We start from the raw sequence: 16819 nt of genomic DNA, 5'->3' as shown, positions 1-16819 counted from the left end.
GCGATTCACAGCTTTCCCTGCGGTTGAAATTGACACCGCCCTTTGCGGGCATCAGGACTGTCGTCACAAATTTCCGGGGGGAAACTTGGAACCGCGTCCATGGATGAACAGATAACCTTTGGCTCTCTTGCACTCAGAGAACCGACGATGGCTGACCTGAAGCGCCACTTTGCGATCTTCAGTGACCCGGAAGTCTCAGCTTATGCGCCAACCGGCCCGCTGCGCGAGAAGAGCGACAGCCGGCGCATGCTGCAGACCATCAAGGATCACTGGTGGAAGTATGGGTTCGGCAACTGGGCCGTTTCTACAGTAGACAACCCGGATTACGTGATTGGCTTTGGCGGGCTGGCTTACCGGCAGATCAATTTGAAGGAGCGGTTGAACCTCCGTTTCCGCCTTGCCCGGGAAGCCTGGGGCAAGGGATACGGATACGAACTTGGCCGGGCGACTTTCCACAAGGCGTTCCGGGAGCTGGATGCCGATGCGGTTCACGCCATCGTCCGTCCCGACAATCAGAAGATCATCGAGGCGCTGGAACAGCTGAACATGCGCCAGACCGATACGGTGAAGGATGTGCCGGACATGCCGCCAAGCCTGGTCTTTTCCATTACGGCGAACGAAGCCGAGGCCGCGAACTTTTAGGCGGCCCCGATTCCTCTTGCCAGTGCATCCCAGGCGTCCCGGGCGTACTGCTTTGTCACACGCGCTTTCGGTACCCACATGAAACCGTGCGGAGCGCCCGGATAGACATGCATTTCCACCGGTACTCCGGCCGCCATCAGGCGGCGGGCATATTCGAGGTCTTCTTCCGTGAAGAGGTCCATGGCTCCGGTTGAGATGAAGGTCGGCGGCAGGCCGGAGAGGTCCTCTGCCCGCGCGGCGGCGGCGTAGGGTGAAACGTCCTGCCCGCCAGGCGCCTCGCCCAGAAGAGCTTCCCAGCCAAACCGGTTCTTCGCCCTGTCCCAGACATATTCGCCAAACATGTGCGAGAGATCGGCGCGGATGGTTGTGCGGTCGTCCAGCATCGGGAAGATCAGGTACTGGAAGCAGAAGCTGAACTCCTTCCGGTCACGGACGAGCAGTGCCAGAGCCGCGGCGAGCCCGCCGCCTGCGCTTTCACCTGCCACGGCGATCTTCGATGTGTCGACGCCGAGCTGCCCGGCATTCTCGCAGAGCCAGGCGAGTGCAGCATAGGCATCCTCGACATTGCCCGGATACGCGGTCTCGGGCGCGAGGCGGTAGGCCGGCGCGACGACGACCGCGTCCATGCCCTTGGCCCAGGCGCAGTGCTGCGGCGCGTTGCTTTCCGGGCTGCCGAGAACATAGCCGCCGCCATGCAGGTGCAGGATGGCGGGCCGGTCTTTCCGGTCCGATGGCGTGCGGTAGATTTTCATCCGCACATCCGGTGCGCCGTCCCGGCCGGGGGCCAGTTCCTGCACGATGGAGACTTCCGGCGGCAGCGGCGGCATCTGCTCCATCGCCATCTTCTCGCGGGCTTCGCGAATGGCGGGCATTGCTTCCCGCGACAGCGTCAGGGGCGGCATGGACAGGAAGAAATCCTTCAGGTCCGGTTCCAGCAGATGCTCGGAGGACATTACGCGCCTCCGTCGACCCGGATGATGGACCCCGTGGTGAAGCTGGAATGATCGGACGCCAGATAGAGCGCGGCGGTGACGATCTCTTCCGGGCGTCCCGGGCGGCCGAGAGCGTTGTCGGAGGTTTCCCGCGCCTCTTCCGTCCAGGCCTTGGAGATGTCGGTCAGGAACGGGCCGGCGGCGATGCAGTTCACGCGCACTTCCGGGCCGTATTCCCGGGCGAAGCTGGTCGTCATCGCGTTCAGCGCGGCCTTGGCGCCGGCATAGGAAACAACGCGCGGCATCGGCACCAGCGAGGCAATCGAGGAGATGTTGATGATGGAGCCGCCGCCGTCCTTCTTCATCCGGTCGCCGATCACCGCGGCGAGGCGGTACGGGCCCTTGAAGTTGAGGTTCACGACGCTGTCGAACAGGTTCTCCGGCACTTCGTGGCTGCGCACCATCGGGCCCATGCCGGCATTGTTGACCAGGATATCGACCCGGCCGAATTCGGCATAGGCGGCTTCGATCAGGCGGTCGATATCGTCCCACTTTCCGCAGTGGGCGCCGATGGCAAGGGCTTTGCGGCCCATGGCGCGGACCTCTTCGGCGACCTCTTCACAAGCCTCGACCTTGCGGCTGGCGATGATGACGTCGGCGCCGCGTTCGGCGAAGGCTTTCACCATCTGATAGCCGAGGCCGCGGCTGCCGCCGGTGACGAGGGCGACTTTGCCTTCAAGGCTGAAAAGCGGATCTGCCATGTGTTCCTCCTGATATGTACCGCGCCAGTCTATCCCGGACACACGCGCATACCAGTCGTGACCCACGGTCATGCCCGGCCGGAAAGGCCCTTAAAGGAAGGCTTTCAGGTCCGCGACGAACTCATCCAGCTTGTCATGGTGCAGCCAGTGGCCGGCATCCTTGTAGAGTTTCACCTGAGCATTGCGAAAATGCTTCAACCGTCCGTCTTCCTGCGGATTCGAGGCCCAGCTTTTCTCGCCATAGGCCAGGAAAGTCGGGCAGGTGATATTGGCCCACAGCTGTTCCAGTTCGTCCTGCGGCAAGTCATAAGGCGTCATCACGCGGAAGTAATTGTCGAACTTCCAGGAATAGGTGCCGTCCTCATTCTGGCTGATGCCATGAATGGTGAGGTGGCGGGCCTGCTCCGCTGACAGATAGGAGTTCTCGTCGAGCATGCGCTTGTAGGCGTCTTCCAGTGAGGCGTATTTGCGAGGTATCCGGCCGGCCGCGGCACGCTTGTTTTCAATCCAGTCCCGCATCCGTTTGTCCGGCGGTACCGACGAGCGCTCGGACAGCATCCGCGGCGACGGCCCCAGCCCCTCAATGGCGACCAGCTTGTTGACCATGTCCGGATAGATCCCGGCATAGCGCAGCGAAATGTTGCCGCCATAGGAGTGGGCGACGATATGGACCGGGCCGACATTCAGCTGGTGGATCAGCTGGGCAAGGTCATAGACATTGGCGCGGGGGCTGTACTCCCCGTCCGACGACCAGGCGCTGTCACCATGACCGCGCAAATCCGGCGCGATGATGTGCCAGTCATCGCGCAATTCCTGGGCCACCCAGTCCCAGTTGCGGCAATGGTCGCGCCCGCCATGCAGCAGGATCAGCGTCGGGGCGCCTTCATTGCCCCAGTCGACATAATGGAGTCGCAGGCGCTGCGACATGAACGAATGAGAAGTCGGTCCTGTAATCATGGCGCGAATGTCGGCCGCTGCGGCGGACTTGTCCAGACATGCCGTTGCGCCCAGCAGCTTCGACGCCCGTGAAGGCGCTTTGCGGAGGGAACCGGATTTTCAGGATCAGGTTGCGCGTCAGGTTTCCGGCAACGGGAGAGTCAGCGTGCTCGCTGGCGCGATGTGGCGGATGGCGGGCGCCATACCGACATCATGAAATTCGCCGAACTGCGCCGTATATGCAGGCGCAGCCGCCCGCCCATCGCACGCAGCGGCAAGGCGGTCATTGTAATGTTCGGAAGGTTTCAGCCAGTCGCGTTCGGCTTTCTGTCCCGGCATCCAGTCGATGCTGACGAGATAGACGCGCAGGTTCGGCGTGATGCTCCAGTGATATTTCACGCCCCGCCCATAGGTCGCCCGGATCTCCGCGCGCAGCATCAGCACCTGGACCCAGATCACGGGCCAGAGAAAGGCAAGCTGTGGCGGGAAACCGTCGGGAAGGCGGAAGAGTGACATGTGCCGGACTATACGTCAGGGGACGGAGGTGTTGGATAATTTTGTTTGCGCGGTAATGATGGCGGCAGGATTTGACGGTTCAGTTGGTGGATAACTCCCCACCTGCGTCATCCCCGGCCGCGCAGCGGTTTGGGGATCCATCCCGGAACGATACCTCAGGAACGTCATGACATGACGCGCTTGGCGCCTCGTTCAGAGATGGGCGCCCAGATGACCGTTGGCCATCGGGCGTGACGCGTGTGGTGATGATTTGCGCAGCACGAAAGCCGACTTCGCCATGATCATGCATGACCTGCCATGACTATACCGGACTAAACCGGATCATGCCGGACTTGCCTTACGCGTCGCCCCAGAGGCGCAGCAGGTTGGAGATTGTCTTGGCCAGCGTCAGCATTTCGGGCGATTGCGCGTCGTGTTGCTGGGCAAGGGTCGCGCGCAGGTTTTCGAGGTCGAACAGGATTTCGCGGGCGGCGGCATCGCGCACGGCGCTCTCGATCCAGCCGACGCAGACGATCCGTTCGCCGGACGTCACGGGCCGGACTTCATGCAGCGTGGTGGAAGGATAGAGGACGAGGTCGCCCGCCTCCGGCTTCACGACATGTTCGCCGGACGGCGTGTCGACCGCCAATTCGCCGCCTTCATAGGTGGACGGGTCGCTGAGGAAGAGCGTGAAGGACAGGTCAGTGCGCAGGCGCCGGTCGCCGCTGCCCATGAAGGCATTGTCAACATGGCGGCCATAGCCGCCGCCATCGCGGGCGCGGCTGATCATCAGGTTCGAGAAGCGTCGCGGCTGGGCGGCGGCACGCAGCACGGGGTGGCGCTCGATCGCTTCGGTCAGGATTTTCCTTGCCGCCGTGCCGGTGGCCCCGGTCAGCTCTGCCTGCTCATTGCGCTTCACCTGCCGTGCGACGGCCCCGGCGGTGGTGGCGCCGTCACGCCAGCTGAGCCCGGAGGCGAGACTGGTGACCTTTTGCACCTGGTCTGGGGTGAGGACGCTGCTGAGCGTGATCATCATGGGATTTGCGGAGCCTTTGTTCGTGCGTCAGCGAGGTGTCAGCATGATCTGGTCGGTTGTTACGGTGACTATCGAGGCTCTCCCGCCTAGCCCAGATCCGCAGCTGCTGAAACCCGGGGGTTTTCCCTAGAAGGTGGCTTGACGCTGCCTGCCGATCAGGTAATGCAATATTATAACATTCACGCAAGCGGATCCTCCCTCCTATTATGAAACAGCTTCTTCTCCTCGCTGCCTCCTCGGCGGTCCTCGCCGGTTTTGCCCATGCCGATGCCCCTGAAGACAAGGACCTGCGCCAGCAGTCCGTCATTGTCACCGCGCCGGGGCCGGACAGGCTGGAAGGCGAGCTGATCGGCAATGCGACCTCGATTGGCCGGGAAGGCATTATCGAGACGCTGGGCCCGACGCTGGGCGACACGCTGGACCGCCAGCCGGGCGTCTCCACCACCTTCTTCGGACAGGGCGCGAGCCGGCCTGTGCTGCGCGGGCTTGGCGCAGAGCGGGTGCAGGTGCTGACCAATGGCATCGGCGTGATCGACGTCTCTGCCGCCTCGCCCGACCACCAGGCTGCGGCTGACGGCATCGATGCGGAGAAGATCGAGATCCTGCGCGGTCCGGCGGCGCTGGCCTATGGCGGGCAGGCAATCGGCGGCGTTGTGAATGTGATCGACGGCCTGCTGCCGGACACGCTGCCGGAGCGCAAGGCCTCGGCCGACATGTTCGGGGCTTACAATGACGTGAGCGAAGGTACTGAAGCCGCCGCGCGCGGACAGATGGTGCAGGGGCCGTTCGTCTTTACCCTGACGGGCTCTGCCCGTGACTTCGGCAATTACGACATTCCGGGCATGGCCGAGTCGGCCCGCCTGCATGCGCAGGAAGAGGCCGAGGAAGGCCCAGCGCATGAGGAAGAAGAACATGCCTCCGGCACGATGGAAAACTCCTTCGCGCAGACGACGTCTCTGGCAGGTGGTGTCTCCTGGATCGGCGAAAACGCGTTCCTTGGCGTGGCCGTGCGCCAGCAGCAGGCGCAGTATGGCCTGCCCGGTTCCGCCCATGAACATGGCGATGAGGACGGCGATGCAGGCGATGGCGCGGCCGCAGAGGAAAATCCCTTCATCGACATGGAGCAGACCCGCTACGATTTCCGCGGCGGCATCAAGTTCGATACGGGCATCCTGAAGGAACTCACCGCGACCGTCTCGCAGGCAGACTACGCGCATACGGAATTCGAAGCGCCGGGCGAGCCGGGCACGGTCTACAAGTCTGACGGCACCGAGGCGCGCGTGGAGCTGAGCCATGAAATCGGTCTCGTGAAGGGCGCGGTCGGTGTGCAGTACACCGACAAGGACCTCGGGGCTTATGGCGATGAAGCCTTCATCACGCCCACCTCTTCCAACAGCCTCGGTGCGTTCCTGTACGAGACGATCGACTGGGAGAGCGGCTTCGGCCTGGAAGGCGGCGCGCGGATCGAGAACGCCGAGCGCGGCAATGCGGCGGGCGATACGAGCTTCGACCTGTTCAGCGCGTCGCTGGGCGCGCACCAGCACTGGGACAATGGCTGGTTCGTCGGCCTGCAGGTCTCCCACACCGAACGGGCCCCGAACGAGAGCGAGATCTATGCCGACGGCGCCCACCTCGCGACCGCGCAGTATGAGGTCGGCGATATCAACATGGACAAGGAAAAGGGCCTGAACATCGAAGCGACGGCCCGCTGGGAAAGCGCGAATGCCAGCTTCGGCGTGAACCTGTTCCGCACCAGCTTCGATGGCTTCATCTACCTGACACCGGGCCTCTATGAAGGGCTCGAAGAGGTCGACGGCCTGCCGGTCTACCTGTTCAGCCAGGAAGACGCGACCTTCACCGGCGCGGAGATCTACGGCCAGGCTTACATCCCGCAGGGCCCGCTGAACGCGGACTGGACGCTGGATGGCGGCATAGATGTCGTTTCCGGCGAACTGGACCGTGGCGGCAATGTCCCGCTGATGCCGCCGCTGACGATCAATGCCGGCGCCAAGGCCGACTGGGGTCTTTGGTCCGCCGCGGCGCATGTGACGTGGGCGGACGACCAGACCGATACCGCTACGGGCGAACTGCCGACTGATGGCTACACGCAGCTGGACCTGCGTGCGGACCTGAACCTCGCAGAGCTAGGCTTCGGCCGGGACGGCACGACGCTGTTCGTCGATGCACGCAATGTGACAGATGAAGAGATCCGCTACGCCACCAGCGTGCTGAAAGATGTCGTGCCGGCGCCGGGGCGGAACATCCGCGTCGGCATCCGCGCCGCGTTCTAGGCTTCCTCCCGGAAGACCCGCCTGGCCCTCACCTCCAGCCGTTGCCCCCGCAGCGGTTTCTCCCCCCGACCGGAGGTGAGGGCTCAGCCCATCAGGCGCTGGGTGGCTCCGGCGAACAACTCGTCCAGGAACGTATTCACCGCCCGGGCGCGGCTGGTGGCGTGGACGTCTTCGTGCACGGCCAGCCAGAAGGCGCGTTCGATGCGCACGGCGTCCGGCAACACGGAAACAAGCTGCGGGTCGTTCCCGGCGATAAAGTGCGGCAGCACGGCGATGCCGGCGCCTTCCCGCGCCATCTGCCACTGGGCAACGATGGACGGGCTGCAGAAGCGGGGCGTCAGGCCCGGCGCGATGTCTTGATGGTAACGCAGCTGGGCGGAATAGATCAGGTCGTCGACATAGCCGATGAGGTCATGCTCCGCGAGATCGGCCACGGCGCTGACCGGGCCGGTTCGGGCAAGATAGTCCGGATGGGCGTAGAGCTGCAGCACATAGTCCGACAGTTTCCGCACTTTCAGGCGTCCCGCCTTGGGCCGCGTCAGCATGATCGACATGTCCGCCTCGCGCTTCGGCACGCTCACAAAACCGGACAGGGCGATGATATCGAGCCCGATATGCGGGTAGGCCACGGCGAAGCGGGCGATGGCGGGCGCGATCAGAAGGCTGCCAAGGCCTTCCGGCACGCCGAGGCGGACGCGCCCTGCGGCGAGCGGGCCTTCGCTTTCCGACAGGCTGGCGATCTCTGACGCGGAGTGTTCCAGCCCCTCGGCCTTGTCGGCGACGGCCTGCCCGGCGGGCGTCAGCAAATGACCCTTGGGCGTCCGTTCGAACAGTTCGAGGCCAAGGTCCGTTTCGAGGCGGCGCAGGCGCCGGCTGATCGTTGTCGCGTCGAGCCCTGTGCGTGCGGCGACATCGGCGAGGCGCGGATGGCGGCTGACATCGAGAAGGAGGCGGAGATCATCCCAGTTCATGTTGGCCAGTTCATTGAAATTCGCCTGCATAAACGCAGCTGCAAGCTGCGATATTGTCCATTTACCTGAAATTACGCGCGCTTTACGGTCCCGTCAAAGTCGGGGATCTATTCCCCCCAGACGTCAAAGGGAGTCCACCATGCGCGAAGTGCATCATTTCATCGGCGGCAAGAGCGTGACCGGCACGTCCGGTCGGTTCGGCGACATCTACAATCCGAACACCGGCGAGGTTCAGGCCCGCGTCGCGCTGGCGACCGAGGCTGAGCTGGACGCCGCCGTGGCGAATGCCGAAGCGGCCTTCCCGGCCTGGTCGGTGATGAACCCGCAGCGCCGCGCGCGCGTCATGTTCGAATTCAAGCGCCTGCTGGAAGCCAACATCAACGAGCTGGCCGAGTTGCTCTCCTCCGAGCATGGCAAGGTGGTGGCCGACTCCAAGGGCGACGTTCAGCGCGGCATCGACGTGGTCGAGTTCGCCTGCGGCATCCCGCACTTGCAGAAAGGCGAGTACACCGAGGGCGCGGGCCCCGGCATCGACGTCTATTCCATGCGCCAGCCGCTGGGTGTCGTGGCCGGCATCACGCCGTTCAACTTCCCCGCCATGATCCCCTGCTGGATGGCCGCCGTGGCGATTGCTTGCGGCAACACGTTCATCCTGAAGCCGTCTGAAAAAGACCCGTCGGTGCCGATGCGCCTCGCCGAGCTGTTGCTGGAAGCGGGCGCACCGGAAGGCGTGCTGAACGTCGTCAACGGTGACAAGGTGGCCGTCGACGCCATCCTGAAGCATCCGGAGATCAAGGCGGTCAGCTTCGTCGGGTCCTCCGATATCGCACAATATGTCTATGCGACCGGCACGGCGCACGGCAAACGCGTGCAGGCCATGGGCGGCGCGAAGAACCACGGCATCATTATGCCGGACTGCAACATGGAGCAGGCAGTCAAAGACATCGTCGGCGCGGCCTATGGCTCGGCGGGCGAACGCTGCATGGCGCTGCCGGTTGCGGTGACGGTCGGCAAGAAGACGGGCGACGAGTTCGTCGAGCGCATGCTGGACGCGGCGCGGGATCTGCGCGTCGGTTTCTCCACCGATGCGGATGCGCATTACGGCCCGGTTGTTTCCGCCGCGCACAAGGCGAAGGTGGAAAGCTACATCCAGATGGGTGTGGACGAGGGCGCAGACCTGCTGCTGGATGGCCGGGGCCTCACCATGCAGGGCGCCGAGGGCGGCTACTTCATCGGGCCGAACCTGTTCGACAATGTGAAGCCGCACATGCAGTCCTACAAGGAAGAGATCTTCGGGCCGGTGCTGCAGGTGGTGCGCGCGGAGTCGCTGGAGGAGGCCGCGGCGCTTCCCTCCAATCACCAGTATGGCAATGGCTGCGCGATCTTCACCTCGAACGGCCGCGCGGCGCGCGAGTTCGCGGCGCAGGTGAATGTCGGCATGGTCGGCGTGAACGTGCCGATCCCGGTGCCGGTCTCCTATCACACGTTCGGGGGCTGGAAGCGCTCGGCATTCGGCGATACGAACCAGCATGGCCCGGAAGGCGTGCGGTTCTGGACGAAGATCAAGACGATCACCCAGCGCTGGCCGGAAGGCGACATCGGCGATCAGGCCTTCATCATTCCGACGATGGGATAGGATTTCATGAATACCTACGACACGATCACTTTCGAACATTCCGACCGCATTGCGCTGGTCACGATCAACCGGCCGGACAGCCTGAATGCGCTGAACCAGGAAGTCATGAGCGAAGTCGCGCATGTCTTCGGCGAGATCGACCGGAACAAGGATATTGCCGTCAGTATCCTGACGGGTGAGGGCCGGGCCTTTGCGGCCGGGGCGGACATCAAGGAGATGCAGCCGCAGAGTTTCTCCGACATGTATGTCGACGATTTCTTCGGTCTATGGGACCGGTTCGCGGCCTGCCGCAAGCCGGTGATCGCGGCGGTGAATGGCTTTGCCCTCGGCGGCGGTTGTGAGCTGGCCATGATGTGCGACATGATCATCGCGTCGGAAAAGGCGAAGTTCGGCCAGCCGGAAATCAAGCTGGGCGTCACGCCGGGCATGGGCGGCTCGATCCGCCTGACGAAAGCCGTCGGCAAGGCGAAGGCCATGGACATGGTGCTGACCGGCCGCATGATCGACGGCGCTGAAGCTGACCGGATCGGGCTCGTCTCCCGCGTCGTGCCGCATGAGACGCTGATGGATGAGGCGATGGCGGCGGCGAAGGAAATCGCCGGCTTCTCCATCCCGTCCCTGATGGCGGCGAAGGAAATGGTGGGCCGGGCCCTCGAACTGCCGACCACGGAAGGCGTGAAGTTCGAACGCCGCCTGTTCCAGGGCCTGTTCGGCACCGCAGACCAGAAGGAAGGCATGAGCGCCTTCGTCGAGAAACGCGCGCCGGACTTCAAGGACAAGTAAGAACAAAGTCAAAGGGAGGCCGTCATGGCCAAGATCGCATTCATCGGGCTCGGAAACATGGGCTCGGGCATGTGTGCCAATCTGTGCAAGGCGGGGCATGAAGTGCGTGCCTTCGACCTCAACACCGATGCCGTGCAGGCGGCCGTGGACAAGGGCGCTTTTGGTGCGGCGTCGCTGAAGGATGCCGTGCAGGGCGCCGAGGTGGTGGTGTCCATGCTGCCCGCGGGCAAGCATGTGCTGGCGGTCTATTTCGGCAAGGATGGCGTGGCGGAACATGCCAACAAGGGCATCCTGCTGATCGACTGTTCCACCATCGCGGTGGACGATGCGCGCGAAGCCGCGAAACAGGCCGAAGCGGCGGGCTTTCCGATGATTGATGCGCCGGTCTCCGGCGGCACGGCCGCGGCCGATGCGGGCACGCTGACTTTCATGGCTGGCGGGCCCGACATGGCGTACGCCCGCGCCGAACCGATCCTGAAGGCGATGGGCAAGAACATTTTCCACGCCGGCGGCAGCGGAAACGGGCAGGCGGCGAAGATCGCCAACAACATGCTGCTCGGCATCTCCATGATCGGCACATGCGAGGCATTTAACCTGGCCGAGAAGCTGGGCCTCGATGCGCAGACCTTCTTTGACATCTCGTCGGTCTCATCCGGCCAGTGCTGGAGCATGACCTCCTATTGCCCGGCGCCGGGGCCGGTGCCGACCTCGCCTGCGAACCGGGATTACCAGCCTGGCTTTGCCGTTGCGATGATGCTGAAGGATTTGAAGCTCGCCCATGAGGCTGCCGTGGCGGCGGGCGCGAAGATCACGCTCGGCGAGATGGCGGAGAAGGTCTATGGCGACCTTGACGCGCGCGGCCATGCCGGGCTCGACTTCTCCGGCGTCATGAAAGACCTGAAGGGCGACCTCTAGCGATCAGTGCGCGGCGTGCCCGGCCCGCGCCTCCGCCATGGCGAGGGCGCCGGTCACCCCTGCCTCGTCCCCCAGGGCGGGCGGCACGAGATAGCCGGCCAGGTCTCCGCTTGCGGGGCCGTCTGAAAGGTAGTCCGCCAGCAGGATCCGCGTCGCCGCGCGCAGGCGCTCCATCAGGCCGGGCGCCTTCATCACGCCGCCGCCGAAGATGATCCGGTCCGGCATATGGGTGAGCGTGATGGTTGTCGCGAGGTGGGCAAGATAGCCGGCCTGCAGGGCAAAAGCCGGATGACCGGCCGGTACTTCCGACAGCGTCACGCCCCAGCGGTCTGTGATCGCCGGGCCGCTGGCGAGGCCTTCCAGGCAATCCCTGTGAAGCGGGCAACGACCGGGGAACGGGTCGGATTCATAATCGTGCGGCGGATATATGTGGCCCATCTCGTAATGACCCGAGCCGGACATCGAGCGGCCATTCTTCAGGACCCCCGCGCCAATGCCGGTACCGACCGTGACATAGGCGAGCGTGGCGTACCCTTTCCCGGCGCCGAGGCGCCATTCGCCGAGCGCGGCGCCGTTGACATCTGTGTCCACGATGAAGGGGCAACCGAGCCGGCTCAGCCCGTCGACCCAGCTGGCGCCCGCCCAGCCGGGCTTCACCGTGCGCTGGACCGTGCCGTAGGTCGGAGAGCCGGGGTCGATGTCGACCGGACCGAAGGCGGCGACGCCAATCGAGTCGATCCGTCCATGCGTGGCCTGCGCCGTGTCGAAGAACGCGCACACCTGCTGGAAGCTGGCGGCGGGGTCAGCTGTCGGGATGACCTGACTGGCCAAAATCTGGTCAGGGCTGCTTCCGACTGCACAAACTATCTTTGTGCCACCTGCTTCGATCCCGCCCAGCATCGATTCCTCCTAAAGTAACACATCCAATGAATTCACTTATCCGTATAAGCAAATAGAGGGGCTTGTCTGCAACCTTTGCGAGAAATCATGATTCATCGCTGACTCAATCTCACGAAAATGTGTGCACCTGCAATAAACCGCATATGGACTTTGGCCAGTTTGGACTATCTTTGAATATACGGGCGATTTGGAGGCTGGTTGTGCATTGCATGGCCGGCCCGAACCAATATGGACAGGCGGTTTCTGCCGCCGGACAGGATAGAGTAGAAATGAAAATCCGGATTTTCGGACACTGGCACGCAGCCCTGGCAGCTGCGCTGGCCGTGATTGTCACGGCGGGCACATTGCCAGCGGAAGCCCAGCGCGGACCGGGCGCTGCCAGCGTCTTCACTGCGCCCGTGCAGGAAACCGAATTCTCCATGCAGATCGAAGCCCTCGGCACGCTGGAAGCCCGTGAAAGCGTTGACCTGACCCTGAACGTCGCCGACCGCGTGACGGCCATCTATTTCGACGATGGCGACCGCGTGACCAAGGGCAAGACGCTGCTCTCCCTCGCCCAGGGCGAACAGGCCGCGCTGGTGGATGCCGCCGAGGCGACCGCCAATGAAGCCCGTCAGCGCTATGAGCGGACCAAGCAGCTGGTCGAGGGGCGCACCGTGTCCCAATCCGTCCTCGACGAGGCCCAGCGCGACCTGAACGCAGCGAATGCGCAGCTGCGAGCCGTCCAGTCCCGCCAGAAGGACCGCGTCCTGGTCGCGCCGTTCGACGGAGTCCTCGGGTTCCGCCTTGTCAGCGTCGGCTCCTATGTCCGCGCCGGTGACGTGGTGGCCGAACTGATCGACGACAGCGAGATGAAGCTCGACTTCTCTGTGCCGTCCATTTTCCTGCGCTCGGTGCGCAAGGGAACGGATGTGCGCGTCGAAACGGACGACCTGCCGGGCATGTCGTTCGACGGCACCGTAGACACGGTCGGCGCCAGCATCGATCCGGTCACCCGTTCCATCCGCGTGCGCGCCATCCTGCCGAACCCGGACCGCCTGCTGAAGCCGGGCATGTTCATGAAAGTGACGCTGCTGGCCGATCCACGCCGCGCGCTCTCCGTGCCGGAAGAGGCGATCGAGCCGATCGGTCCGAACAGTTTCGTCTATGTCGCGACGGACAAGAACGGCCAGCTGGTGGCAGAGCGCCGTCAGATCCAGGTTGGCCTGCGCCAAGGTGGCCAGGTGGAAGTCGTTGCCGGACTGGAGCCGGGGGAAGAGATCATCACCGACGGCCTGATCCGTGTGCGCGATGGGGCCCCGATTGTCGTGCGTGATCGCACAGTGCTGCAGACAGGTGGTGGCGTGGCCTCGCCTGGCGCCTCCAACGGCCGGTAAGCCCGATGCTGCTGTCAGACGTTTCCATCAAGCGGCCGGTGTTTGCATCGGTCCTTTCGCTGGTCCTCATCATCTTCGGAATCGTGTCCTTCATGCGGCTGCCGCTGCGTGAGTATCCGGATATCGACGCGCCGATCGTCAACATCCAGACCAATTATCCTGGCGCTTCCGCTGACGTTGTCGAAACGCGCATCACGCGCATCATCGAGGACCAGATTGCCGGCGTATCCGGCATCCGGTTTATCGATTCCAATTCCACGGATGGCCGGTCCAGCATCAGCGTCGAGTTCTCAGTGAATGTGGACATCGATGCGGCGGCGAACGACATCCGCGACCGTGTATCGACGGTCCTGAACAATCTGCCGACCGAAGCTGATCCGCCGGAAATCCAGAAGGCCGACAACAACGAAGACGTCATCATGTGGCTGAACCTGGCCAGTGATAACATGACGACGCCGGAATTGTCCGACTATGCCGACCGTTACCTCGTCGACCGGTTCTCGGCGCTGGATGGTGTGGCCCGCGTGCGGGTCGGTGGGGACCGCTCTTACGCCCTGCGGGTCTGGATTGACCGCCGGTCCCTGGCCGCGCGGAACCTCACGGTCGCCGACATTGAGAACGCCCTAAGGCGGGAAAATGTAGAAGCTCCGGCGGGGAGTGTCGAATCTGGCGCACGGAACTATACCGTCCGGATCGACCGGGCGTTCCGGACGCCTGACGAATTCGCCAACCTCGTCATCGGACGGGGGACAGATGGCTACCTCATCCGGCTGGGCGATGTGGCACGGGTTGAACGCGGCACACAGGAAGACCGCAACCTGTTCCGGGGGAATGGCGTGCCGCAGGTCGGCCTCGGCATCGTCAAGCAATCGACCGCGAACACGGTGGCCGTCGCCGAACAGGCGCGCATACTGGCGGACCAGCTGAATGGCTCGCTGCCGGACGGCATGACGATCGTCGTCAATTATGACAGTTCGGTCTTCATCAGTGCATCGATCCGCGAAGTCTGGGTGACCCTTGGGATCGCCGTTGCGCTCGTGACGCTGGTGATCTTCCTGTTCCTTGGCAGTTTCCGCTCGACCATCGTGCCGGCCATTACGGTGCCGGTCTCGATCACGGCGACATTCATCGTCCTGTTCGCGCTTGGTTTCTCGGTGAACCTGCTGACCCTGCTGGCGCTTGTTCTTGCGATTGGTCTCGTCGTGGACGATGCCATCGTGGTTCTGGAGAACATTCACCGCCGCATGGAAGAGTATGGAGAGTCGCCACTGGTCGCGGCCTTCCGCGGGACGCGTCAGGTGGGCTTTGCCGTGGTGGCGACCACGCTGGTCCTGATTGCCGTGTTCGTGCCGATCACCTTCCTCGAAGGCGATCTTGGCCGTCTGTTTACAGAGTTTGCGCTGGCGATTGCGGCGGCTGTGTCCTTCTCGGCCATTCTAGCCCTGACATTGACGCCGATGCTGGCGTCGAAGCTTCTCTCCCCGACGCCGCCGCGTGGTGTGTTCTCAATCCTGCCGAAACTGATCGATGGCGGGTTCAGGAAGCTGCGGGGCGGATATGCTGTGCTTCTGAACCAGCTCATCAAGCGCCCGATTGCTGTGGGGATCGTTCTGATCGCGCTGTTTGCCAGCGCGTTTGGCCTTTTGCGGACCGTGCCGCAGGAATACGTGCCTCAGGAAGACCGGGGCAGCTTCTTCGTCATGATCCGTGGTCCGGAAGGCGCCTCGTTCGATTATATGAAACAATATGTCGACGAGATCGAACGCCGCGTGCTGCCTTATACCGAGGGGGACAATCCCGAACTGCGGCGCGTGCTCGTGCGGGCGCCGGGCTTTGGCAGCAACGCGTTCAACCAGGCCTTTGTGGTTGTGTCCCTGTCAGACTGGGGTGAGCGCAGGCCGGGCAGCGAGATCATCGGCGAGATCAACAGGAAGCTGAGCGACCTGCCGGGGATCCGGGCCTTCGCCATCATGCGCCAGGGCCTTGGCGGTGGGAACGGCAAGCCGGTTCAGTTCGTGCTGGGCGGACCGGACTATGAGCAGCTGACCGAATGGCGGGACACCTTCGTCCAGGCGCTGAACCAGAACAATCCGGGCATCACGGATATCGACTGGAACTACAAGGAAACCCAGCCGCAATACCGTGTGCAGATCGATTATAACCGCGCGGCCGACCTGGGCGTGACTGTGGCCGACATCGGCAACACGCTGCAGACGATGCTCGGCTCGCGCCGGGTGACAACCTATGTCGAGAATGGCGAAGAGTATGACGTCATTCTGGAGGGGCTGCGATCCGAACAGAATTCGCCGAACGATGTGCAGAACATCTATGTGCGTTCGGCGACGTCCGGGAACTTGATCCCGCTCGCCAGCCTCGTGCAGATTGTCGGCATCGCCGACAGCCCGCAGCTGAACCGCTACAACCGGGTCCGCTCGATCACGATCGAAGCCGGCCTCGCGGAAGGGGCTTCGCTGGGCGATGTTCTGATCGAGATGGAGCGTATCGCACGTGACGTGCTGCCCGCCGAAGCGCAGATCGACTTCAAGGGCCAGTCGCTGGACTTCAAGAGCTCCGGTAGCTCGATCATGTTCGTCTTTGCAATCGGCATGATCATCGTGTTCCTGGTGCTGGCTGCGCAGTTCGAGAGCTATCGCCACCCGATTATCATTATGCTGACCGTTCCGGCGACGCTGGCAGGCGGCCTGCTCGGCATCTACCTGACGGGCAATTCGCTGAACATCTACACGCAGATCGGCTTAATCATGCTGATTGGCCTTTCGGCGAAGAACGGCATCCTGATTGTCGAATTCGCCAACCAGCTGCGGGATGAGGGCATGGAGTTCCTCGATGCGCTGAAGGAAGCGTCGCTGACGCGCCTCAGGCCAATCGTGATGACCAGCCTGACCACGGCTGCAGGCGCCGTGCCGCTGATCCTGACCAGTGGGGCAGGCGCCGAAACGCGCCAGGCCATCGGTGTGGTGATCCTGTCCGGCGTTCTGGCCGGCATGCTGGTGACGGTGCTGATCGTGCCGACGGCCTATGCGCTGATCGCGCGCGGCTCAGGTTCGCCAAGCGATGTTGCCCGGCGCCTTGAGGCGGAAGAGCAAGCCGCCGACGAAGCCGCGGCCTCACCGGCAGAATAGTG

The 16819-nt window shown here is 63.5% G+C and carries 14 protein-coding genes; 7 read left to right on the top strand and 7 right to left on the bottom strand.

The window, feature by feature from the left end:
* The first annotated feature begins 99 nt into the window (after positions 1–99).
* Entirely contained in the window at positions 100–642 is a 543-nt protein-coding gene (locus R3C98_RS11145) for a GNAT family N-acetyltransferase (RefSeq protein ID WP_371314160.1), read from the top strand.
* On the opposite strand, the gene R3C98_RS11140 is transcribed toward R3C98_RS11145, so the two are convergent.
* From R3C98_RS11140 to R3C98_RS11120, 5 genes are all read right to left on the bottom strand, one after another.
* On the bottom strand, positions 639–1595 hold the full coding sequence (locus tag R3C98_RS11140; protein WP_371314159.1) for an alpha/beta hydrolase: 957 nt from the start codon (positions 1593–1595) through the stop codon (positions 639–641). The genes R3C98_RS11145 and R3C98_RS11140 overlap by 4 nt on opposite strands.
* Positions 1595–2335, bottom strand: coding sequence for an SDR family NAD(P)-dependent oxidoreductase (locus tag R3C98_RS11135; RefSeq protein ID WP_371314158.1), 741 nt, complete (start codon positions 2333–2335; stop codon positions 1595–1597). The genes R3C98_RS11140 and R3C98_RS11135 overlap by 1 nt, the downstream gene beginning before the upstream one ends.
* Before the next feature lie 90 nt (positions 2336–2425).
* Positions 2426–3262: an alpha/beta fold hydrolase gene (locus R3C98_RS11130; protein ID WP_371314157.1), complete on the bottom strand. Its 837-nt coding sequence runs from the start codon at positions 3260–3262 to the stop codon at positions 2426–2428.
* Between the two features lie 147 nt (positions 3263–3409).
* Positions 3410–3787 (bottom strand): hypothetical protein, encoded by a 378-nt coding sequence (locus tag R3C98_RS11125; RefSeq protein WP_371314156.1) that lies wholly within the window; start codon positions 3785–3787, stop codon positions 3410–3412.
* Between the two features lie 337 nt (positions 3788–4124).
* Positions 4125–4802: a Fe2+-dependent dioxygenase gene (locus R3C98_RS11120; protein ID WP_371314155.1), complete on the bottom strand. Its 678-nt coding sequence runs from the start codon at positions 4800–4802 to the stop codon at positions 4125–4127.
* A 206-nt stretch (positions 4803–5008) separates the two neighbouring features.
* Between R3C98_RS11120 and R3C98_RS11115 the strand changes: the two genes are divergently transcribed.
* Entirely contained in the window at positions 5009–7093 is a 2085-nt protein-coding gene (locus tag R3C98_RS11115; RefSeq protein ID WP_371314154.1) for a TonB-dependent receptor, read from the top strand.
* Positions 7094–7176: 83 nt separating this feature from the next.
* Here the strand turns inward: R3C98_RS11115 and R3C98_RS11110 are convergent, their stop codons facing one another.
* The gene (locus R3C98_RS11110; protein ID WP_371314153.1) at positions 7177–8064 is read right to left on the bottom strand and encodes a LysR family transcriptional regulator; all 888 of its coding nucleotides are present in this window, start codon (positions 8062–8064) and stop codon (positions 7177–7179) included.
* 139 nt (positions 8065–8203) lie between these two features.
* Between R3C98_RS11110 and R3C98_RS11105 the strand changes: the two genes are divergently transcribed.
* From R3C98_RS11105 to mmsB, 3 genes are read left to right on the top strand one after another with little or no spacing between them, the layout of a single operon-like run.
* On the top strand, positions 8204–9700 hold the full coding sequence (locus R3C98_RS11105) for a CoA-acylating methylmalonate-semialdehyde dehydrogenase (RefSeq protein WP_371314152.1): 1497 nt from the start codon (positions 8204–8206) through the stop codon (positions 9698–9700).
* Between the two features lie 6 nt (positions 9701–9706).
* Entirely contained in the window at positions 9707–10483 is a 777-nt protein-coding gene (locus tag R3C98_RS11100) for an enoyl-CoA hydratase-related protein (protein ID WP_371314151.1), read from the top strand.
* Positions 10484–10507: 24 nt separating this feature from the next.
* Complete coding sequence (gene mmsB / locus R3C98_RS11095; RefSeq protein ID WP_371314150.1) at positions 10508–11398, top strand: 3-hydroxyisobutyrate dehydrogenase; 891 nt, start codon at positions 10508–10510, stop codon at positions 11396–11398.
* Between the two features lie 3 nt (positions 11399–11401).
* Here mmsB and R3C98_RS11090 read toward each other — a convergent pair whose 3' ends face one another.
* Positions 11402–12298, bottom strand: a complete 897-nt coding sequence (locus tag R3C98_RS11090) for an ROK family protein (RefSeq protein ID WP_371314149.1) — start codon at positions 12296–12298, stop codon at positions 11402–11404.
* Between the two features lie 269 nt (positions 12299–12567).
* Between R3C98_RS11090 and R3C98_RS11085 the strand changes: the two genes are divergently transcribed.
* Both R3C98_RS11085 and R3C98_RS11080 read left to right on the top strand, forming a co-directional pair.
* On the top strand, positions 12568–13674 hold the full coding sequence (locus R3C98_RS11085; protein WP_371314148.1) for an efflux RND transporter periplasmic adaptor subunit: 1107 nt from the start codon (positions 12568–12570) through the stop codon (positions 13672–13674).
* 5 nt (positions 13675–13679) lie between these two features.
* On the top strand, positions 13680–16817 hold the full coding sequence (locus R3C98_RS11080) for an efflux RND transporter permease subunit (RefSeq protein ID WP_371314147.1): 3138 nt from the start codon (positions 13680–13682) through the stop codon (positions 16815–16817).
* Positions 16818–16819 lie beyond the last annotated feature (2 nt).

Source organism: Hyphomonas sp. (genome assembly GCF_041398465.1).
Classification (GTDB): Bacteria; Pseudomonadota; Alphaproteobacteria; order Caulobacterales; family Hyphomonadaceae; genus Hyphomonas.
This window is presented reverse-complemented; position numbering and strand designations above follow the sequence as displayed.